The organism is Pseudomonas sp. LBUM1661, assembly GCF_059695925.1.
Window position 1 is genome coordinate 5333504 of the sequence record NZ_CP166794.1, and the last position, 20927, is coordinate 5354430.

A 20927-nucleotide genomic window follows, 5' to 3' on the forward strand; every position below is an offset into this window, starting at 1 on the left:
CGGCGCGAGTCTTAACCGCGCTCCGACGGCACCGAGGACAATTCGAACGGACTGCTGCTGCGCCGCTGGTTGCGATCTTCGCGCGGCGTGGCGCCGAAGAAGTTGCGGTAGGCGCTGGAAAAGTGCGGCCCCGAGGAGAAGCCACACGACAGGCCGATCTGGATGATCGACTTGCTGGTTTGCATCAACATCTGCCGGGCCTTGTTCAGGCGCAGTTCCAGGTAGTACTGGCTCGGCACGCGGTTGAGGTATTGCTTGAAGATGCGTTCCAACTGGCGACGGGACACGCACACGTGCTGGGCGATTTCGTCGGTGGTCAGCGGTTCTTCGATGTTGGCTTCCATCAGCAACACCGCTTGGGTGAGCTTCGGATGGCTCGAACCGAGGCGGTTCTGCAGCGGAATGCGTTGGCGCTCACCGCCTTCACGGATGCGCTCGACCACCAGTTCTTCGGAGACCGCGCCAGCCAGTTCGGCACCGTGGTCACGGGCCAGCACCGCCAACAGCAAGTCGAGTACCGACAAGCCACCGCAGGCCGTCAAGCGATCGCGGTCCCAGTCGAACAGATGGCTGGTGGCGATGACTTTCGGGAAGCGTTCGGCGAAATCGTCCTGCCAGCGCCAATGCACGGCAGCGCGGTAACCGTCGAGCAAACCGAGTTGCGCCAAGGGGTAAACACCGGCGGACAAACCGCCGATCACGCAACCGGCACGCACCAATTGCTTGAGCGAACTGCTGAGCGCTGGCGCAAGCGAGGTCGGCGGCTCATCGGCGAGCAGGAACAGTCTCTGGAAGTTTTCGAGCTTGCCGGCCCACGGCTCACCCGGCAATTGCCAGGCGCCTTCGGCTGGCGGTTCAGCCTGCAAGAACGACAGTTCGTAGACCACGTCCGGATGCACACGCTGGGCAACACGCAAGGCCTCCTCAGCCAGCGCAAGCGTCAGTGCTTTAGTGCTGGGCCAAATCAGGAAACCAATTCGATGGGCAGTCATGGCGGGCAATCCGAAACGAAAACAGTGATGAAGGCATGGGCCAATGCTAGCCCGTAAATGAACGCAAATCCCGAAACCGATGGAGATCAAACTGTGGGAGCTGGCCTGCCAGCGATGCCGGTGTCTCTGTGCCAGCGATGCAAACTGGCCCACCGCTATCGCTGGCAGGCCAGCTCCCACAGGGATTGGGGCCGGCCTCTAGGCTGCGAAGCATGCACTATCCCGGTGCGCAACGGGAGTTCGGTTTTACTTGAGACTGCCCGAGAGGAATTGCTGCAAACGCTCGGACTGTGGATTGACCAGTACCTCGCGCGGGTTGCCGCTTTCTTCGACAACGCCTTTATGCAGGAACACCAACTGGTTCGACACTTCACGGGCGAAGCCCATTTCGTGCGTGACCACGACCATGGTCCGGCCTTCCAGCGCCAGCGCCTGCATCACCTTCAGCACGTCACCCACCAGTTCCGGGTCGAGCGCCGAGGTCGGTTCGTCGAACAGCATCACCTCGGGTTCCATCGCCAGCGCACGGGCAATGGCCACACGCTGTTGTTCGCCGCCGGACATGTGGCCCGGGTAAGCGTCCTTGCGATGGGCCACGCCGACCTTGTTCAGGTAGTGCTCGGCCTTCTCGCGGGCTTCGGCCTTGGACATGCCGAGCACGTGGACCGGCGCTTCCATGATGTTTTCCAGCGCGGTCATGTGCGACCACAGGTTGAAATGCTGGAACACCATCGACAGGCGCGAACGCATGCGTTGCAGCTGTTTCGGGTCGGCGGCTTTCAGCGCGCCGTCCTTGTTGGCGACCAGTTTCAGCTCTTCGTTGTTGAGCAGGATCTTGCCCGCGTGCGGCTGCTCCAGCAGGTTGATGCAGCGCAGGAAAGTACTTTTGCCGGAGCCACTGGAGCCGATGATGCTGATCACATCGCCAGCCGCCGCTTTCAGGGACACGCCCTTGAGCACTTCGTGACTGCCATAGCGTTTATGCAGGTCTTGGACTTCAAGTTTGTACATGCGGTCGGTTCTCACAAAAACAGTCAGTCAGTCGTTGAGCAAGCGCCCGTGACGCAGCGCTTCGCGCCCCGCCACCTTGGCTAGCCAGAAACCGGGTTGGGCATAACGCAGCCGTTCAATGGCAAACAGCACCCCGGACGTACCAGCACACACCGTGCTGACCCGATCCGATAACGGATCGATCACTTCGAAAATCTCGTCGCCGGCCTCGATCCACTCACCGGGTTTGCGCAAAAAGCTGATCACGCCAGGGTGCGGCGCGAACAGCAATTCGGTGCCTTCGAACGGCATGCCTTCACACGCCTCTTGCGCAGGTTTGGGCCATTCGCCGCTGATCAGGCCTTGCTCGGCGAGGAACGCCAGAATGCCTTCGGCGTGGAACTCAGCTTGGGTACGACCGGTGTCGGCCTGTCCGCCCAGTTCAATCGTCGTCGCCAGGCAGGCGAGTGGAATTTGCGCGTCCGGGAACAGCCGCGACAAACGCAACCACGGCAGCGAGCACGCTTCATCAAAGGAACTGCCGCCGGAATCTTCCGCCAGCAGCCCAACCTTGACGTCGAGGTGCGCGGCGAGCGAACGCCATTGCGGCCAGTGTTGCGGCAAGGCGTACATGTGCAGCGCCGCTTCGGCGTCGCAATGCAAATCCAGCACCACATCGGCGGTGCAGGCATGGCTGAGCAGGATGCGCTGCATGCCTTGCAACTGACTGGCAGCCGGTGGCAATGCGGCGAGCACATCGCTCATGGCCTGGCGGATCAAGCGGATATTGGCGTGCGGATCATCGCCCAGGTGCCCGTCCAGTTCGGCGGCCACGGGCGCGCTCAGCTCGACGAAATCCCGGTTGAAGTTCTTGCCGCTGCCCGCTTCGAAACGACCTTGATGATTGCCTTGCAGCAACTGACCGAGGCCCAGTGGATTGGCCACCGGCACCAGTTCGATCACACCGTTGAGCAAGCCTTGGGCTTCGAGTTCGGTCAGGCGTTTTTTCAGCTCCCAGGCCGTGCGCATCCCCGGCAATTCATCGGCGTGCAGGCTGGCCTGGATGTAGGCCTTGCGCTCGCCGCTGCCGAAGCGGAACACCGAAATCTGCCGTTCGCTGCCCAGGTGGCTCCACGGCAATGCATGATCGATGCGCTCCATATCAGTGCTTCCGCGGGGCCAGGTAGCCCAGCCAGCGGCGCTCGGCCAGTTTGAACAGCTTCACCAGAATGAAGGTCAGGCACAGGTAGAACACACCCGCCGTGATGTAGGCTTCGAACGGCAAGTAGAACTGAGCGTTGACCGTGCGCGCGGCACCGGTGATGTCGATCAGGGTCACGATGGACGCCAGACTGGTGGTCTGCAGCATCATGATCACTTCGTTGCTGTACTGCGGCAGTGCCCGGCGCAGGGCCGATGGCAACAGGATGCGCTTGTACATTTTGTAGCGCGACATGCCCATCGCCTTGGCCGCTTCAATCTCGCCGTTCGGCGTGGCGCGCAGGCTGCCGGCGATGATTTCGGCGGTGTAGGCGCTGGTGTTGATGGCGAAGGCCAGGCACGCACAGAACGTGGCGCTGGACAGCCACGGCCACAAGAAGCTTTCACGTACCGCTTCGAATTGCGCCAGGCCGTAGTAGATCAAAAACAGCTGCACCAGCATCGGCGTGCCGCGGATCACGTAGGTGTAGAGCCAGGCGCTCATGTTGACGACAGAGTTTTTCGAGACGCGCATCAAGCCCAGCGGCAAGGCGCACAACAGGCCGAAAAACAGCGACAGCGCGAGCAATTTGAGGGTGGTCACCAGGCCGCCGAAGTACAGCGGCAGGGCCTCCCAAATGACGTTGTAGTCGAAGATCATAGATCAGCCGCCCTTACGCCTACCGAGTAGCGCTTCTCAAGGTGACGCAATGCCAGCAACGAGACACTGGTGATCACCAGATACATCGCCGCCACTGCGAGGAAGAAGGTGAAAGGCTCGCGGGTGGCATCTGCCGCCTGCTTGGCCTTGAACATCATGTCTTGCAGACCCACCACCGAAATCAGCGCGGTGGCCTTGGTCAGTACCAGCCAGTTGTTGGTGAAACCTGGAATCGCCAGGCGAATCATCTGCGGCACCAACACCCGGAAGAACACCTGAAAACTGCTCATGCCGTATGCCATGCCCGCTTCGGCCTGACCTTTGGGGATCGCCATGAAGGCGCCTCGGAAGGTTTCCGACAGGTACGCACCGAAGATGAAGCCCAGGGTGCCAATACCGGCGGCCAACGGGTTGAGGTCGATGTAATCGTCAAAACCCAGCATCGGCGCAACGCGGTTGAGCAGGTCCTGACCACCGTAGAAAATCAGCAGGATCAGCACCAGGTCGGGAATCCCGCGGATCACCGTGGAATACAGGTCGCCCAGCCAGGCCAGCCAGCGGATCGGGGACAGACGCAGCGCAACGCCGATCAGCCCCAGAAAAATGGCCAGGACCATGGACGACAAGGCGAGCTGAAGCGTCAGCCATGCGCCATCGAGGATGACAGCCCCGTAGCCTTTCAACATGATTCAGGTCCTCGAAAGTTGGGATGAAAAAATGGCGCAAACCTCAGTGATCCTGTTGCTTGCGCCATTTCGGACTTGTCGCCGGGACGTGTTACTTGCCGTAGATATCGAAGGCGAAGTATTTGTCCTGGATTTGCTTGTACTTGCCGTTCTCGCGAATGGCCGTGATCGCGGTGTTGATCTTGTCTTTCAGCGCGTCACCCTTGCGAACGGCGATACCCACGCCGTCGCCGAAGTATTTGACGTCGGTGAAGGCCGGGCCAACGAAGGCGAAACCTTTGCCGGCGTCGGTTTTCAGGAAACCGTCATCCAGCAGCGTAGCGTCTGCCACGGTGCCGTCGAGGCGACCGGCTGCTACGTCGAGGTAAATTTCGTTCTGCGAACCGTAAGGCTTGATCTCGGCACCCAGCGGGGCCAGGACTTCGCGGGCGAAACGCTCGTGGATCGAACCACGCTGCACGCCGATGTTCTTGCCCTTGAGTTCGGCCAGGCTGTCGCTGACCGAAGTGCCCGCCTTCATGACCAGGCGAGCCGGGGTGTTGTAGTACTTGTTGGTGAAGTCCACGGACTTCTTGCGATCTTCAGTGATCGACATGGACGACAGGATCGCGTCGATCTTGCGCACTTTGAGTGCCGGGATCAGGCCGTCGAACTCTTGCTCGACCCACACGCACTTGACCTTCATCTCTTCACACAGGGCATTGCCGATGTCGTAGTCGAAACCAACGATGCTGCCGTCCGGTGCCTTGGAGGCAAACGGAGGGTAAGCCGCTTCGATACCAATTTTCAGAGGCTTTTCATCGGCGAAAGTCGGCAGGGACAGCACGGACAGTGCCAGGGCGCCAAGCAGCACGAGTTTCTTCATCTTGGGACTCCATCGGTAAAGGGCTAAAACGGCAGAGTGAGCGACAGCCCAATATGCGAATGGGTTAAACCGCAAAGCGAAGCTGCGTCTTCGGAAACCCACGCTGATTTCAACGCGAGCAACGACGAGCGAGTGATCGGCATTCTAACGACAGGCCCGAAGCCGATATTTCTTCAATGCGACAACTAATTACAGATGCACTGAGAAAGCGGTTTAGGCGCGTTGACAGCCTTGCAAATTCATGCAAGAGCAAAAGACAGTGAACCGATCTATGCTGCAAATTGCGGGCCTATTATTGGCAAAGCCTTCTAATCCGGCAAGCTTAGCGTTGCTTCTTATTTCTTTGAGGGCTTGGTAAGGCGCGATGGTGGGGATTGGCGTTTCCCAATGCCCCGTATCGGCGCGAGCGGTTACACATTCAGTTACTTGAAGGGTGGTGGGTAACAGTGGGAAGTGGCCTACACATGAAGCCGATAATTATTGGCTGTTGTTTAGGCGGTGTCTGACAGATCGCCATCGCTAGCAGGCTAGCTCCCACAAGGAACTGCGCTCGTTTCAAATTGTGAATCCACCGGAGATCCCTGTGGGAGCTAGCCTGCTAGCGATGAGGCCAGAACGCCACCCACAAAAACCCCAGACAATAAAAAGCCCCGCCAGACTCTTCGTCCGGCAGGGCTTCCTCGACTCAGAACCCGCGCTTACGCAACATTCATGATCTTGTGCTCATCAATCAAATGCTGCACCACACCCGGATCCGCCAGGGTGGAGATATCCCCCAACCCATCGTATTCGGCCGTCGCAATCTTGCGCAGAATCCGGCGCATGATCTTGCCCGAACGGGTTTTCGGCAGACCCGGCGCCCACTGGATGACATCCGGCGAGGCAATCGGGCCAATCTCTTTGCGCACCCAGTTTTTCAGTTCCAGGCGCAGTTGCTCGGTCGGCTCTTCGCCACCAATCAAGGTGACGTAGACATAAATGCCCTGCCCCTTGATGTCGTGCGGCACACCGACCACCGCTGCTTCGGCGACTTTCGGGTGAGCGACCATCGCGCTTTCGATCTCGGCGGTGCCCATGCGGTGACCGGAGACGTTAAGCACGTCATCCACACGCCCGGTGATCCAGAAGTAACCGTCTTCGTCACGACGCGCACCGTCACCGGTGAAGTACATGCCACGGAAGGTCTTGAAGTAGGTGTCGACGAAACGGTCATGGTCGCCAAACAGCGTGCGCGCCTGGCCTGGCCACGAATCGAGAATCACCAGATTGCCCTCGGCCACGCCTTCGATGATGTTGCCCAGGTTGTCCACCAACGCTGGCACCACACCGAAGAACGGACGCGCCGCGGAACCCGGCTTGAGCCCGTGAGCGCCCGGCAATGGGCTCATCAGGGTCGCACCGGTTTCGGTCTGCCACCAGGTGTCAACGATCGGGCAACGGGATTGGCCGACGTTCTTGTAGTACCAATCCCACGCTTCCGGGTTAATCGGCTCACCGACCGAACCCAACAGTCGCAGGCTGCTGCCGTCAGCGCCTTCAACAGCGGCGGTGCCGGACGCCATCATCGCGCGAATCGCGGTTGGCGCGGTGTAGAGGATGTTGACCTTGTGCTTGTCGACGATCTTCGCCACCCGGGTGATGTCCGGGTAGTTCGGCACGCCTTCGAACAGTAGCGTGGTCCCGCCATTGGCCAGCGGGCCGTAGACGATGTAGGTGTGGCCGGTGATCCAGCCGACGTCGGCGGTGCACCAGTAGATTTCGCCCGGGCGGTAGTCAAACACGCGCTCGTGGGTCATGGCCGCATACAGCAGGTAACCGCCGGTGGTGTGCTGCACGCCCTTCGGCTTGCCCGTCGAGCCGGAGGTGTAAAGGATGAACAGCGCTTCTTCGGCGCCCATCTCTTTCGGCGCGCAAACGCTGCCCGCCACTTTCATCAGGTCTTCGTACCAGATGTCGCGATGCTGGTTCCACTTGATGTTGCCACCGGTGCGCTTGCACACGATGACTTTCTGAATGCTGCTGGTTTCCGGGTTGGTCAGCGCGTCGTCGACGTTGGTCTTGAGCGGGATCTTCTTGCCGGCACGAATACCTTCGTCGGCCGTAATCACCACTTTGGATTTGCAGTCGATGATGCGACCGGCCAGGGCTTCCGGCGAGAAACCACCGAACACCACCGAGTGAATCGCGCCGATCCGGGTGCAGGCCAGCATGGCGACCACGGCTTCGGGGATCATCGGCATATAGATAGTCACCACGTCGCCGCGGTGCACATCCTGGCCGCGCAGGGCGTTGGCGAACTTGCAGACTTGTTCATGCAGCTCGCGGTAGGTGATGTTGCGGCTTTCGGCAGGGTCGTCCCCTTCCCAAATAATCGCCACTTGATCGCCGCGCTCGGCCAGATGACGGTCGAGGCAGTTGTAGGAAACGTTCAGGGTGCCGTCGGCGAACCATTTGATGTCGACATGGTGATCGTCGAAGGAGGTCTGCTTCACCGTGGTGAAAGGCTTGATCCAGTCGAGGCGCTTGGCTTGCTCGCGCCAGAAGCCGTCCGGGTTGACGACGGACTGCTGGTACATGGCCTTGTAGGTCGCCTCGTCAGTCAACGTGTTGGCCGCAACCTCGGGACGAACGGGATACAGGGAAGCCGCACTCATCTTTCTTACCTCGGTGGAATAGTTGTTTTTGTATGACCCAGTTGTAGCGGTGCCGGGCCTATAGAACCATTCGACGATGGTAGTAACAAGCCCCTACAAATTATCGTGATAAGCCCAAAATCCACGCCCCAAACACGCCACAACCCCTGTAGGAGCGAGCTCGCTCGCGATAAACCCGAGAGCGCATCGGGGTGTCAGACGGGGCACGTTTTCGTTCATGCCCATCGCGAGCAAGCTCGCTCCTACACGGTATTGCGGGATTGTTACGAAATCTGTCAAAGGTGTTTATCAAAAGCACGCCTATATGAATCCCCCCCCCACGCCTAAAATCAGCCTCGCCAACCAGGCAACGCATCACCCAGTTGCAGCCCCCACGAAGGGTGTAAATCCAAGACGAAAACTCAAGTTCCACACGCAATCCCAAAAAGATTGCGTGACCCCACTCGACCTTTAAAAGGTAAACCTGAAATGAAAGCTTTATTAGTTCTGGCCCTCAGCAGCCTGTGCGCAACCGCCATGGCAGACGAGGCCCCGACTGATGTCGCACAGCAACAACCGGCGGTAGAGGAATACACTTACTCCACGCATCTGGACATCGCCAAAGTTATCTCGATGAGCGAAATCCCGAACGTTTGTGAAGTTGTTCCGGCGAAAATGGAATACGACGATTCCAAAGGCCAACGCCACATTCTGCGTTACAGCGTCATGGGTAACGGCTGCACTAGCGGCTAATCACCCACCCTCACTTTCCCAAGGTTCGACCCACCCGCCCGCTACTTAAGGCAGATGAAGCGCCGAACCTTACCTATCGATTTATACGATTGTATTTAGCATCTATTTGCGCCTTTCAATCGAATTTACCGGCGTAACATGCATTCCACACCAAGGCACACAACGCCAAGAATCTGGAGCCGCACCATGAACACCAAACTGATCCTCGCCCTGACCCTGTCTGTGTTGGCCGCCAACACCTTCGCCGCCGACGGCTATGACCGCACAGGTTCGGCTGCTTTCACCGCTGACGCGGCTGTCGCTTCTGACGGATACGACCACACCGGCTCGGCGTCCTTTGCTTCCGACGGTTCCGATCACACCGGCTCAGCCAAGGTCGCGGCCGATGGTGCAGACCATGTCGGTGCAGCGCGTCTCAGCTGATCAATGAGCATGACTTCAAGGCCCGACGCTGGTCGGGCTTAGTTGTGTCTTGAGCTACCGAAAACCGACTCAAAACACAACATGTAGTGGAAAACGCGGTTTTTGATTGTTTTTTGAACAAAAATAATCGAGCGCCAAAATTTATGAAAAAAAAATCTGCACCCGCGATACCAGCCAAAGCCCTGTAAACCCTCACTCCCGCCTAAAAACGTCCCTTGCCTGCCCTTCTCAGTGCCATTTCGTCGCACCACGCGGCTGAAAATTTCCCTATAATGCGCCGTAAATCGGGCCTGCAATATTCCCTTACAGGGGAACACGCCAGTCTGAAGCCCACGCAGAAGCTGTCCACACTTTCTGCGCCCGTCAGTGGCCTCAGTACACCCGTACAAAATTCTGTTTATTGCCTGCGTTGTACCGCTGCAAAAAACGATTCCTTAAGATCCAACGCGGCCAGACGGTCGTGTGAAAAACCAACCTATCAGTTTTCACACGGGCATCTGGCCCTCACGCAGGAGACGACACGTCATGCTGAGCTGGGACGAATTCGACAAAGAAGACAGCGGCGAAACCGTGGTGAAAGGCGCCAACGCCGGCCACGCGACTGAAGCCAACATGGACCGCCTCGACACCGCTGGTGGTGTCGCTGCGCAAGAAGCTCGCGCTGTTACCGCGTCGGACTCAGCCGCCATCGCCCGTGCCAAAGCGGCCCTGGACAATCTTGACGTCGCCGAAGGCCTGGCCGAACTCGAAGGCGCCTCGGCCCGTGTAGCGGTCGACGAAAAGCGCATGATCAACTGCCGCGCCGACCTCAACCAACTCGTACCTTTCAAGTACGACTGGGCCTGGCAGAAATACCTGGACGGCTGCGCAAACCACTGGATGCCGCAAGAAGTCAACATGACCGCCGACATCGCCCTCTGGAAAGACCCGGAAGGCCTGACCGACGACGAGCGCCGCATCGTCATGCGCAACCTCGGCTTCTTCTCCACCGCCGACTCCCTGGTTGCCAACAACCTGGTGCTGGCCGTGTACCGCCTGATCACCAACCCGGAATGCCGCCAGTACATCCTGCGCCAGGCCTTCGAAGAGGCGATCCACACCCACGCCTACCAGTACTGCATCGAATCGTTGGCCATGGATGAAGGCGAGATCTTCAACATGTACCACGAGATCCCATCGGTCGCGAAAAAAGCCACTTGGGGCCTCAAATACACCCGTTCGATCTCCGATCCGAAGTTCGAAACCGGCACCGTCGAAACCGACAAAGAACTGCTGCGCAACCTGATCGCCTACTACTGCGTTCTGGAAGGCATCTTCTTCTACTGCGGCTTCACCCAGATCCTCTCCATGGGCCGCCGCAACAAAATGACCGGTGTCGCCGAGCAGTTCCAATACATCCTGCGCGACGAATCCATGCACCTGAACTTCGGCATCGACGTGATCAACCAGATCAAAATCGAAAACCCACACTTGTGGGATGCGGAAATGAAGGAAGAAGCTTCGCAGATGATTCTGCAGGGCACTCAGCTGGAAATCGAATACGCGCGTGACACCATGCCTCGCGGCGTGTTGGGCATGAACGCGGCGATGATGGAGGACTACCTGAAGTTCATCGCTAACCGTCGTCTGTCGCAGATTGGGTTGAAGGAAGAGTATCCGGGGACTACGAACCCGTTCCCTTGGATGAGCGAGATTATGGACTTGAAGAAAGAGAAGAATTTCTTTGAGACTCGGGTTATTGAGTATCAGACTGGTGGGGCGTTGAGCTGGGATTGATTCCTGAGCTTGTCGCGATTTGACGATGTAAATCGACAAATCGAAATACTAAAAAGCCCCGATCTGATCGGGGCTTTTTTATTGGGTAGGAAAAGTCTTACTTCTCTCGACGGTCACTGCCAAAACGCCTACAGCAACTCCAGACCTTTCTGCATTGATGACTATTCAAAGCACTTCTAAGCTCTATTGCAGGTGCCTAAGAAACGCCCAACGTAGAAGCTAATTCCCTCACCCAGTACGCGTGCTGATTTCGGCAATGTATGCGTAATCTTGTGAGTGAGAGAAACAGCTCGTTGGGATTTCTTAGATCCTCTACGTTGGGTTCCGGCCTCTTCAACTTCAACGTAGAGGTAATGGATATGCCTGCACACATCCCACATCGATCGATCATGACTGATCCTTTCAGCCCGACAATCTTCACTCGCCATAACCTCGCCTTCCACGCTCTCCTGCTGGAAAACCAACCCTGGTTCTGCGCCCGCGATCTCGGTCGTTTAATGGGCGTCCACTTGAATGATCGCGTGGTCAGCAAACTGGACGAGGATCAAAGGCACACGCTGCTGATTCGCTACCACGGTCAACCGGAGCAACGGTTGATGCTTAGCGAGTCAGGTGTATATGCCTTGTTGGTGTATCACTACGCGCCGGGGAATCGGTTGCTACGTGAGTGGCTAACGCATCAGGTTGTCCCCGCCTTGCGTGATGCATTGCCGTCGGACAATGCCGATCGGCCGATGTTGAGTTTGTTGGATTGGCCAGAGATGTCGTTGAGTCTGTTGCATTGGCAGGATGAGGGCTGGATTCGACTGCGGGATATGCCGTTGCTGCTGCTCAGCCGTACACGGCGGCGAATACCGGCGGGTAAGTCATGGTGGCGGAAGGTATTGGAGGTGGTTCAGTCGTCGAGACCTTCGGTGAGTTAGTGCAGCGGTGGCTTTTGTAGAATCGACCGAGGGGAGTTCAACCCTCGGCGATCGTCAAACGCGGATTCAGCTCATTCCTAAGCGTCTGGCACAGTCATCTAGCTACCTGGCCTCACGATTTTACGCCACACAAAATTCCGTATAATTCTGTATTAGCAGCCTCGGGGGGTATTGCCGGCGACGGCTCAACTGTCTTGGCGCACAGCTCAATCAGCCTTCAAGTGCTTCCAACCGTTGCTTCAGCCTCTGATTCATCAACGCCCCGTGCACGCCAGAATGAATTTCCCGATGACAACTTGGACACACCGCCCCCACATAGCGTGGGTGATCTAACCCACCATCTGAGAGCCGGTTTACGTGATGCGGCTCTAAGTAGGGTGTGCCATCCTTTTTCATAAAAGGAGCCGGCTTCTCACAGCTCTCACATTCACCCTCGGCGCGCATCAACACATAGTGCGCAACCTTACGGCTGCGTTGATAGATCTTACGCGGAGCGGATTGTCCTAAATCATCGCTGCTAGGCTTACATGCAGCCAACGCTGCCAACCGCGCAGCAGCCAAAGAGTCGGAAAGGTTTGCCTCATCTTCATACTGTTCTTCAGCTGCTATTCCACCAGAAATATCCACAGGGACTAACCGAAAAACAATCGCCGTCCGATCCTGGCCGCTCACATCAGGCTGGGTCCGCTCAAACATGTCGGCGCAAGAAAACTCGCCCACGTAAGCGTTGCCTTTACCTTTGCCAAGGGACTTAAACAAATGCAGCGCTCGGCCATCCTCGGCATGCTCAGCAATGGCTCGGTTGCCTCGGATCAAAGTCATCGGTCCGCGCTGTCCTTCACCGGTATATAAATAGGCGCCGTTGTCCCAATCGTCGGCATACCCGTATTGCTCGCCGCTATCGCCCGTGAACAAAAAAATCACAGGGTGGGTAGCGGACGCTGCAATGCCGCTTTGCAGGCTTCCACCGAACGGTCCGTTGATCTCAGTTTTTCGGTCGTAAACAGCTCCCGGCGTGAACTGCAATACAGGCTCGCCTTCCCTATGCGGTAACTCCACAATAGTGAAGCCTCGCTTTTCTAGGTAGCTGTTAGTCGGGCGCCCACCCGAGAATTCGCCTACGGCAATTCCGGTAGCCAGAGAGACAATTTTCTTCGCTGGGTACAGTTCACCGCCCGCGTGAACGGCGTAACGGTGAGCTAAGTTCTTTTCCCAACCCTGCCACTCATTCTTATCCCGAAATTTTCGATCAAACTCCAACAACGCTTTGTCTATTCGTTCCTTCGAAACCGCTTTGATCACCACGAGCGCTGCCCTTTATCGACAATTTCCGTAGGAAAATTCCTACCGTCGCCAAAGTACCAAAGGGTTTCAATACGTAATAGGGCGAATAGCCACTATTTTTAGAGTTCGCCAGCTAGCTGAAGGCTGAGATTTTCGATAGCCGTGGCGAGCCCGCTCTTGGCGGTGTTCCGTTGCAAGTTTTGAATGTTGGTGCGTAGAACCAGATACTCAGTGGTGTTCTTGAGTTTTTCGCGAGCAAGCTCGCTCCTACAGGTCCGGTGGCTGGCTGCTGGTTTTGTGGGTGTTTGAAAACATTCAGTGCAACTCGCCCCACCTCCCGCTATTAATACCCTTCCCCACTCAAGGACCCGAAGCCCACCATGAAATTCGACCTCGCCTACTGCCTCAGCCTCGACGACAAGCTGTCGATCTATGACGTGCGCGATTTGAATTTCGACGAGACCATGGAGTTCGATTCCTCCAAGGAGCACTTTCAGTGCCCCAACGATGCCTGTCGTTTGGCGTTCGATGGGTTGAATGTGCTGACGACATTCAACGCCAAGAATGTGAATTACGTTCGCACCCCGCACTTCAAGAACACGCCCAGCACCCGGCATGTGGCGGATTGTCCTTATGTCAGTCTCAAGACGCCGGCGTCAGGTGTGGACGCGGACAGTGCGGAAACGGATGACAGTCGTGAGGAGCATTTTCCGTCGGAGTTGTTACTGACTCGGCGTGAGTATGTGCGCAAGCCGTCGGCCCCGGCGGTGGCTGGGGACGTGACGCGGGATGAGCCGCGAACGCCTTCAGCGGCCAGTGATGTTGAGCACCCGGGCCGTGATTCGACGCCAGACAAGACCAGCATCTTCGCCCATCCGGTGGAGTGTTTTGTGTCGAACTTCGAGGACAAGGAGCTGCTCAAGCGCATGCCGCTGAAGATTGGCGAGCACACGGCGCCTTATGGGTCGTTCTTCAAGAAGATCGAATACCTGACGGACAACAAGGGGCTGATTTACTGGGGCAAGATCAAGGAGATCAAGGATTACACCCAGAGCTTTCGCATCGATTTCGAACAGAAAGTCTGGTTCAAGCAAGCGGACGAGGCGAAGAAGAAGCCTTATTCAGTCAACGTTTACCTGAGCAAGAAGTTGATCGACAACTACCGCAAGCGCAAAGCGTTTCTGGAAGAGATCAAGCATGCCATCGAGAGTGAGGCTGAGTTGTATTGTTTCTTTTATGGCGTGACACCGGAGTTGAAGCAGGTGCCGAGCAAGAGGAACCCCGAGCAGACGTTCGGGGTGTTCAGTGCGAATATTGAGAACCTGGACCACTTCATTATTCGTGAGGCGCCGGGGTTAGCGGACAAGTAGTTTTCACTCCTGTCGCACGCTCTCTTCAGGCCATTCCAGCATATAGGGCTGACGAACCACTTCCTCGATGTAGCTCAATGCAGGTTCACTGAGAACTGATAACTCTGCATCGGTCAGCAAGTCATGCATGACCATCAACCACAAGCCGCTGAGCGCACTGGAACGGGATTGGCTGTTATTGTCGAAAATCTCGACTATGTCTTTGTCACGATCTCGCATCAGGCGATAGAGCATTCGATACCTGGCATGGGTCGAAAGGGCACCGTGCTGGGTAATTGTTTTGGCGTCGTCCAGGACGCCCTGACAGAAACGATCGAGCGCGATCTCGCGCAGCTCCTTGAATTTCTTCCAGTCACTTTCGAGGATCGACATGACCTTCTCCCGGGTAAAATCCTGAACAGTGTAAAGGGCATATTTTTACGAATAAGCCTACTGACTCCAACCCTACCTGACGCACATACTCAGCATCACCAACACTAGCAAACCAACATACACCCGCGCATGCACTCGGTCCGGTAACCGCCCGATCCATGGAGTGGCCAGCCTGATTCCCAGCAGTGACCCAATCGTCAAAACCGCAAACGCCAGCAAGTCGACGTAACCGATAAACCACACCCCCAGATCAATCGCTGTGAACCCCGCCATCGCCATGTAAGTCAGTGTCCCGGCCAGTGCCACCGGCAAGCTCAGCGGATTGGCCATGGACGTCGCCTGACTCATGCTCAACCCACAACGCCGCAACAACGGCACGGTCATGACGCTGCCTCCTACGCCGAGAAACGTAGCAATAGTGCCGATTCCTACACCTCCACCGGAGACTTCCACCCTTCCCAATCGACGTGGGATTCCGTTGTCGGAGGGTGTGAGAAATCCTCGTCTGAACAGGCAGTCCACAATGGTCACGCCCAGGTAGGCGATGAAGGCATAGCGAATCACCTCTCCGCTCACCCACATGGCGAGTACGGCGCCGACCACCGCGCCCACTCCGATGTAACCACCTAACGGCCACAGGTAATGGCGAATCAGATTACCCGCGCGGTGGTGTTTTCCGGTGGCGACCAGCGCGTTGACGATCATCACGCAGGTCGAGGTGGCCACCGCAATGTGCATCGCTGATTGACCCATCGGGTCGTCTGCACCGTGGCTGGCCACGAGCATGCGGTACAGCAACGGCACGACGACGAAGCCGCCGCCGAAGCCAAAGAGCACGGCGGTGACGCCGGTCATGCAGCCAAAGAGTGCCAGCAAGAGATAGAACATTGCGCGTCGTCCGTTGGTAGAGAGCGGTCGACGATAGAGCGATGCGCCTTGGCCTGCTTCAGCAAGTGAGCCAATAATGTTTGCGTTTACGCCAACTGCTGGAAGCCGCTCGATGCGCAATGTTTCGATTGATTTGCTGGACGACACGCCACGGCCGGTGGTGGCCATCGGTACGGATTATTCCTACGGTCAGGTGTTGCCCCGTCATACACACCGTCGGGCGCAATTGTTGTACGGCGCCACGGGAGTGATGCAGGTCACCACGCACGACGGCAACTGGGTGGTGCCGCCGCAGCGGGCGGTGTGGATTCCGGCGGGGGTGGCGCACGAGGTGCTGATGCTGGGGGTGAGCACGCGCAGTGTGTACATCGAGCCGGGGACGGTGGATTTAGGGAGCCGCTGCCAGGTAATCAGTGTTTCGCCATTGATGCGGCACTTGCTGATGGAGGCGGTGGAGGTGCCGCTGGCGTACGACGAGGCTGGGCGCGACGGTGCGTTGATCGACTTGCTGCTGCACGAACTGGCGCGCAGTGCTCATCTGCCGCTGCACATTCCGCTGCCTGTCGATGCTCGGCTGCTGGCGTTGTGTCAGGTTTTTCTACAGCGGCCCAATGCTCATCAGTCGCCGCAGCAATGGGCCGATCAGTTGCACATCAGTCTGCGCACCTTTAATCGCTTGTTCCGCCAACAGACTGACCTGAGTTTCAGCCAATGGCGGCAGCGGGCATGCGTGGTGTTGGCACTGGCGCGATTGGCAGTGGGCGAACCGGTGACGCGCATTGCCCTGGATTTCGGTTATGACAGCCCGGCGGCGTTCTCGACGATGTTCCGACGCATTTTGGGCCAGGCACCGTCCGTCTGGCTGGAAGGGGTGAAATAGCAAAAATCTAAAAATGAATTTGATTCGGGCTCAAAACAACTGTACAAAAACACAGTATATTTTGAATCAGCACTCTCGAGCCCGGAGCACACCATGGCCTCTCTTGCGATGAAAATCACCCTGGAACGTATCGCCCTTTTCCAATTCACCCCGGCCCACTGCGCCCAGGCCCGAGCGATGCTGGGTTGGAGTGTTGAGGAGTTGTCTTCAGAGTCTGGGGTTTCCGTTGATGCCATTGAGCGATTCGAGGCAGAGCGGGATGTGCTGGACGTCACGCGGCTGGCGTTGGCGTATCGGTTTGAATCAGAGGGGTTGGTGTTCTTCCCGGGGTTTGCGCCGGGGCGCGGGATGAATGTGAAAGGGTCTACACCGAATCCGGTGGGTCGGGCGGATTATGCAATGGTTGAGTGAGGTGTCTGCAGATGAATGAAATCGATGGAAGTAACGGCTGCGTGTATGAGGCGCTGGGTTATCCCGATGCTGGTGAGATGCGAGCCAAAGCTGAGCACGTCATGAAGATAGGCATGTTGCTCGAAACTGGTCGGCTGGGTAAGGCTGAGGCTGCACAAAGGCTAGGACTGTCTCAGGAGGAATTGAGTGAAATACTCCGTGGGAAATTTCGAGATCTGACCGTGGCAAAGATCTCGGAGTATCTAAACCTGCTACGGGAGCGCAGCTAGTTTGGCCATGGTGCTCGGGCCGACATTGCTGATCGGCCCGGCAGCACCATCAAGCGTTCTGAGCTATCACCTGATCACTTTCACCTTCCATCCCCAACCACCACGCACTCCCCCGCTGCGGGTGCATCACATTAAACGCCTCCCCCATCTGCGGCGTAGTAATCGACACATTCCGCTCCCAGGCCAACGCCAGGATGCGGTCAAACGGTTCATACCAGGCATGCATCGACAGATCGAAAGTACCGTTGTGAATCGGCAGCAACCAACGGCCTTTCAGATCGATGTGCGCCTGCAGGGTTTGCTCGGGTTGCATGTGAACATGCGGCCATTCAACGTTGTAGGCGCCGGTTTCCATCAGTGTCAGGTCGAACGGGCCGTACTGTTCACCGATGCGTTTGAAGCCGTCGGAGTAACCGCTGTCGCCACTGAAGAAGATCCGCGTGTCGCCGTCTATCATTACCCACGAGGCCCACAGCGTGCTGTTGCCATCGAACAAGCCACGGCCAGAAAAGTGTTGTGACGGTGTGGCGATGAATTGGATGCCGTCGACTTCGGTACCCTGCCACCAATCCAGCTGGCGGACTTTTGCGGCGTCGATGCCCCACTTGATCAGGGTGTCGCCCACGCCCAGCGGGGTGAGGAAGTAGTTGGTCTTGTCTGCCAGTTTGAGGACAGCGTTGTAATCCAGGTGGTCGTAGTGATCGTGGGACAGGATCACCGCTTCGATCGGCGGCAACTCTTCAAGGCTGATTGGCGGCTGGTGAAAACGCTTGGGGCCGGCCCATTGCACCGGTGAGGCGCGTTCGGCGAACACCGGGTCGGTGATCCAGAATTTGTCGCGCAGCTTCAGCAAGACAGTGGAATGACCGAGGCGATAGACGCTGTGATTGGGCGCGGCCAACAGCGCATCACGGGTCAAGGATTGCACCGGGACGGGGGCCGTCGGGCGGGTGTTTTTCGGTTTTTGAAAGATCACGCTCCAGAGGATGCGCAAGGTTTTACGAAAGCCTTCGCGCTGCACCGGCGTATGGTTTCGGTACTGCCTTTGAGCCTGTCGAGACGCTTCAGGTGTGGAGGCGTTGTCCGCCAGGGAAGTTGAATTGGCCATGTCTGAATGACTCCGGGAAAACCGCATGACTCGCGGCGCTCCGTTTTGGGACGATAAATGGCCAAGGCACGCACGCATCAGCCGAAGATTCTATTGTTCACTGCGCAGGATTAACAAAACATTACACTGCACAGTGTAGTTTCAAGGTTGCATCAAAGCCGATCACAAGTAAACTGCCGAGTGTAATTCTTCACTTCTTCCTGCCGAAGCGTACTTATGACAGCTCCACAGCGTCTCACCGACCGAAAACGCGAAGCCATCATTCAAGCGGCGATTGCCGAGTTTCGTGCCAACGGTTTCGACATCACCAGCATGGACAAAATCGCCGCCACCGCCGGCGTGTCGAAGCGCACGGTGTATAACCACTTCCCCAGCAAGGAAGAGTTGTTCGCTGAAATCCTCAATCAGTTGTGGGCGCGGGTGACGGCAGAACAGGACACGTCCTACCGCCCTGACCTGCCGCTGCGCGAGCAGATGCGCCTGATGCTGATGGCGAAAATGCAGATGCTGGGCGATGACAATTTTCTCGACCTGGCGCGGGTAGCCATTGCCGCCACCATCCATTCCCCCGAGCGCGCCCAGGACATGGTGGCGCGAATGGGTGAGCGCGAAGAAGGCTTGACCGTGTGGATTCGCGCCGCTCAGGCCGATGGCCGACTGAAACCGATCGCCCCCGATTTTGCCGCCCAACAGATTCAGGGAATGCTCAAGTCCTTTGCGTTCTGGCCGCAGATTTCCATGGGACTGCCTAGCTTGTCGCCCGAGATGCAGGCCACTGTCGTGGAATCGGCGCTGGACATGTTTCTGGCCTGCTATCAGCTGCAATAAATGACAAGGTCTGCCGCTTTAACAGCTAATCGGCCTCTCTGAATTAAACACCGCAATGTGTTTCAGAATGAAACTGGCGCTGGGGCTATAGTGAGCCTCAGTCCCAGCGCCATGCAGAGAGCACCATGACCACCTCGACCACCGACACCCAACCCGCCGCTCACGTCGATCACTTGCGTTTCCACCGTCCTCACGCACACCTGGCACCCACCTTCGGCAACGACAAGTTCGCCCTGCGTGCCGAGGCTTTTGCGCGGTTCTTTGGCACGCCGACCTTTCTCGGTGCGCAGACGTTGATCGTGGTGATATGGGTTTGCCTCAATTTGTTTGGCGTGGCCCACTTCGACCTCTATCCGTTCATCCTGCTCAACCTGGCGTTCAGCCTGCAATCGGCTTACGCCGCGCCGCTGATTCTGCTGGCCCAGACTCGTCAGGCGGCGCGGGACAAAGCCCAATCCGACGCCGATGCGCAGCACCGCGAAGCACTGGCTGTGGCCAACAGTGAACGTCAGGCGCAAGCGGCGCAAAACACCGCGCAACTGATGGAATTACTCGAGCAAAACACCCGCCTGACGCAAATGACCAAGGAACTGACCGAACGCATCGAAGGCCTGACGTCGGAAATGCATCAGCATTTCGTGCGCAAGACCTGACCTACCTCATGGCAGTTTCAGCGCGCGCCCCAGTTCATCGAATAGCGTGACCACCGAGCGCAAGGCGCGGCAATCCGGGCGGGTCAGCAACCACAGCGCGGTGTCGTAACCGTGCAGTGGCTCGCCCAATGGCTGCAACCCGTCGCTGATCAAAAAGTCCGGCAATGCCGCCACGCCCAACCCCGCTCGCACCAGTTCGGTGACCGACAGCATGCTGTTGCAGCGATAACTTGGGGTCACGCCCGGCAATGCTTGCCGGCGCCAGGCAATGGTCGGGTGATCGGGAAGGAAATCGTCCGGAGCGATCCAGGTCAGCGCGGCCAGATCATCGGCATCGACCGATTTCAGATACGCCGGGCTGGCACACACCCGATAAGACACCTCGGCCAGACGCCGACCGACCAAATGTTCGGGTGGGGTGCGGGTCAGTCGCAAAGCGATGTCCGCATCCCGGCGGCTGAGGTTGGCGAAGTCGTTGGACGTACTCAACTCGATGGTCAACGCCGGATAGCCGGGCATGAACTTCGCCAAGGCTGGCAACAACAAACCTTGCAGGACCGAATCGGTACAGGTCAGGCGCACGGTGCCGCTGATGACTTCACCGCCCTGCTCCACGCCAATGCGCGCCGCCTCCAATGCAAGTTCGGCCCGTTCAGCCTGCTCGGCCAACGTTTGCGCCAGGGTGGTTGGCAAGTAACCGGCGCGGCTCTTTTCGAACAGTTGCTGACCCAGCGCGGCTTCCAGTCGGCGCACGGCGCGAAACACCGTCGAAACGTCGACCTTCAACAGCGTGGAAGCCCGCGCCAGAGAGCCGCCGCGTACCAGCGCGAGGATCAGAGACAGGTCCGGGTAGTCCAGCCGATAGTGCGTCGGTGCATTGATCACTTGGAGTAACGCCAATATTGAGTGCGCGAACGCCAATCTATAGTGGCAGCCAGGAATCAACAAGCGTGGAGCGCACT

Annotated in this window: 22 protein-coding genes; 10 read left to right on the forward strand and 12 right to left on the reverse strand. The window is 57.7% G+C overall.

The genetic code is table 11. The annotated features are described in order from the left end of the window. Positions 1-11: 11 nt before the first annotated feature. From argR to acs, 7 genes are all read right to left on the reverse strand, one after another. Complete coding sequence (gene argR / locus ACA057_RS24410) at positions 12-992, reverse strand: transcriptional regulator ArgR (RefSeq protein ID WP_497343023.1); 981 nt, start codon at positions 990-992, stop codon at positions 12-14. A 246-nt stretch (positions 993-1238) separates the two neighbouring features. Beyond that, positions 1239-2003 carry an ABC transporter ATP-binding protein gene (locus tag ACA057_RS24415; RefSeq protein ID WP_008154324.1) on the reverse strand — a complete coding sequence of 255 codons (765 nt, stop codon included), beginning with the start codon at positions 2001-2003 and terminating at the stop codon, positions 1239-1241. Between the two features lie 27 nt (positions 2004-2030). Further along, a complete protein-coding gene (locus tag ACA057_RS24420) occupies positions 2031-3143 on the reverse strand; it encodes a M14 family metallopeptidase (protein WP_497343025.1) in 1113 nt (370 codons plus the stop codon). A 1-nt stretch (position 3144) separates the two neighbouring features. Continuing rightward, positions 3145-3843, reverse strand: coding sequence for an ABC transporter permease (locus ACA057_RS24425; RefSeq protein WP_497343027.1), 699 nt, complete (start codon positions 3841-3843; stop codon positions 3145-3147). After that, a complete protein-coding gene (locus tag ACA057_RS24430) occupies positions 3840-4529 on the reverse strand; it encodes an ABC transporter permease (protein ID WP_401362289.1) in 690 nt (229 codons plus the stop codon). The genes ACA057_RS24425 and ACA057_RS24430 overlap by 4 nt, the downstream gene beginning before the upstream one ends. Before the next feature lie 91 nt (positions 4530-4620). Beyond that, complete coding sequence (locus tag ACA057_RS24435) at positions 4621-5394, reverse strand: ABC transporter substrate-binding protein (protein ID WP_489357393.1); 774 nt, start codon at positions 5392-5394, stop codon at positions 4621-4623. Between the two features lie 698 nt (positions 5395-6092). Further along, positions 6093-8048 (reverse strand): acetate--CoA ligase, encoded by a 1956-nt coding sequence (acs, locus tag ACA057_RS24440; protein ID WP_497343030.1) that lies wholly within the window; start codon positions 8046-8048, stop codon positions 6093-6095. A gap of 468 nt (positions 8049-8516) precedes the next feature. Here acs and ACA057_RS24445 point away from each other — a divergent pair, with 468 nt between their 5' ends. The 4 genes from ACA057_RS24445 to ACA057_RS24460 all read left to right on the forward strand — a co-directional run bounded on the left by ACA057_RS24445 (position 8517) and on the right by ACA057_RS24460 (position 11902). Then, positions 8517-8780 carry a DUF2790 domain-containing protein gene (locus ACA057_RS24445; RefSeq protein WP_497343032.1) on the forward strand — a complete coding sequence of 88 codons (264 nt, stop codon included), beginning with the start codon at positions 8517-8519 and terminating at the stop codon, positions 8778-8780. A gap of 186 nt (positions 8781-8966) precedes the next feature. Beyond that, entirely contained in the window at positions 8967-9203 is a 237-nt protein-coding gene (locus ACA057_RS24450) for a hypothetical protein (protein ID WP_497343034.1), read from the forward strand. A 525-nt stretch (positions 9204-9728) separates the two neighbouring features. Beyond that, positions 9729-10979 carry a ribonucleotide-diphosphate reductase subunit beta gene (locus ACA057_RS24455; protein WP_045057829.1) on the forward strand — a complete coding sequence of 417 codons (1251 nt, stop codon included), beginning with the start codon at positions 9729-9731 and terminating at the stop codon, positions 10977-10979. A gap of 389 nt (positions 10980-11368) precedes the next feature. Then, the gene (locus ACA057_RS24460; RefSeq protein WP_497343035.1) at positions 11369-11902 is read left to right on the forward strand and encodes a BRO-N domain-containing protein; all 534 of its coding nucleotides are present in this window, start codon (positions 11369-11371) and stop codon (positions 11900-11902) included. 210 nt (positions 11903-12112) lie between these two features. On the opposite strand, the gene ACA057_RS24465 is transcribed toward ACA057_RS24460, so the two are convergent. Next, on the reverse strand, positions 12113-13204 hold the full coding sequence (locus ACA057_RS24465) for an SRA domain-containing endonuclease (RefSeq protein WP_497343036.1): 1092 nt from the start codon (positions 13202-13204) through the stop codon (positions 12113-12115). 362 nt (positions 13205-13566) lie between these two features. Between ACA057_RS24465 and ACA057_RS24470 the strand changes: the two genes are divergently transcribed. Then, the gene (locus ACA057_RS24470) at positions 13567-14556 is read left to right on the forward strand and encodes a hypothetical protein (RefSeq protein WP_497343038.1); all 990 of its coding nucleotides are present in this window, start codon (positions 13567-13569) and stop codon (positions 14554-14556) included. Between the two features lie 3 nt (positions 14557-14559). Here the strand turns inward: ACA057_RS24470 and ACA057_RS24475 are convergent, their stop codons facing one another. After that, complete coding sequence (locus ACA057_RS24475; RefSeq protein ID WP_497343040.1) at positions 14560-14928, reverse strand: hypothetical protein; 369 nt, start codon at positions 14926-14928, stop codon at positions 14560-14562. Positions 14929-15000: 72 nt separating this feature from the next. Continuing rightward, positions 15001-15816 (reverse strand): sulfite exporter TauE/SafE family protein, encoded by an 816-nt coding sequence (locus ACA057_RS24480; protein ID WP_497343042.1) that lies wholly within the window; start codon positions 15814-15816, stop codon positions 15001-15003. Positions 15817-15928: 112 nt separating this feature from the next. Here ACA057_RS24480 and ACA057_RS24485 point away from each other — a divergent pair, with 112 nt between their 5' ends. From ACA057_RS24485 to ACA057_RS24495, 3 genes are all read left to right on the forward strand, one after another. Then, complete coding sequence (locus ACA057_RS24485; protein ID WP_497343044.1) at positions 15929-16696, forward strand: AraC family transcriptional regulator; 768 nt, start codon at positions 15929-15931, stop codon at positions 16694-16696. A 93-nt stretch (positions 16697-16789) separates the two neighbouring features. Then, a complete protein-coding gene (locus tag ACA057_RS24490) occupies positions 16790-17107 on the forward strand; it encodes a helix-turn-helix domain-containing protein (protein ID WP_497343046.1) in 318 nt (105 codons plus the stop codon). Between the two features lie 11 nt (positions 17108-17118). After that, positions 17119-17376, forward strand: coding sequence for an XRE family transcriptional regulator (locus ACA057_RS24495; RefSeq protein WP_497343048.1), 258 nt, complete (start codon positions 17119-17121; stop codon positions 17374-17376). A 49-nt stretch (positions 17377-17425) separates the two neighbouring features. On the opposite strand, the gene ACA057_RS24500 is transcribed toward ACA057_RS24495, so the two are convergent. Next, a complete protein-coding gene (locus ACA057_RS24500; protein ID WP_497343050.1) occupies positions 17426-18484 on the reverse strand; it encodes an MBL fold metallo-hydrolase in 1059 nt (352 codons plus the stop codon). Positions 18485-18700: 216 nt separating this feature from the next. Here ACA057_RS24500 and ACA057_RS24505 point away from each other — a divergent pair, with 216 nt between their 5' ends. Continuing rightward, positions 18701-19312: a TetR/AcrR family transcriptional regulator gene (locus tag ACA057_RS24505; RefSeq protein WP_497343052.1), complete on the forward strand. Its 612-nt coding sequence runs from the start codon at positions 18701-18703 to the stop codon at positions 19310-19312. A 125-nt stretch (positions 19313-19437) separates the two neighbouring features. Continuing rightward, positions 19438-19965: a DUF1003 domain-containing protein gene (locus ACA057_RS24510; protein WP_497343054.1), complete on the forward strand. Its 528-nt coding sequence runs from the start codon at positions 19438-19440 to the stop codon at positions 19963-19965. 6 nt (positions 19966-19971) lie between these two features. Here ACA057_RS24510 and ACA057_RS24515 read toward each other — a convergent pair whose 3' ends face one another. Then, complete coding sequence (locus tag ACA057_RS24515) at positions 19972-20913, reverse strand: LysR family transcriptional regulator (protein ID WP_497343056.1); 942 nt, start codon at positions 20911-20913, stop codon at positions 19972-19974. Between the last annotated feature and the right edge of the window lie 14 nt (positions 20914-20927).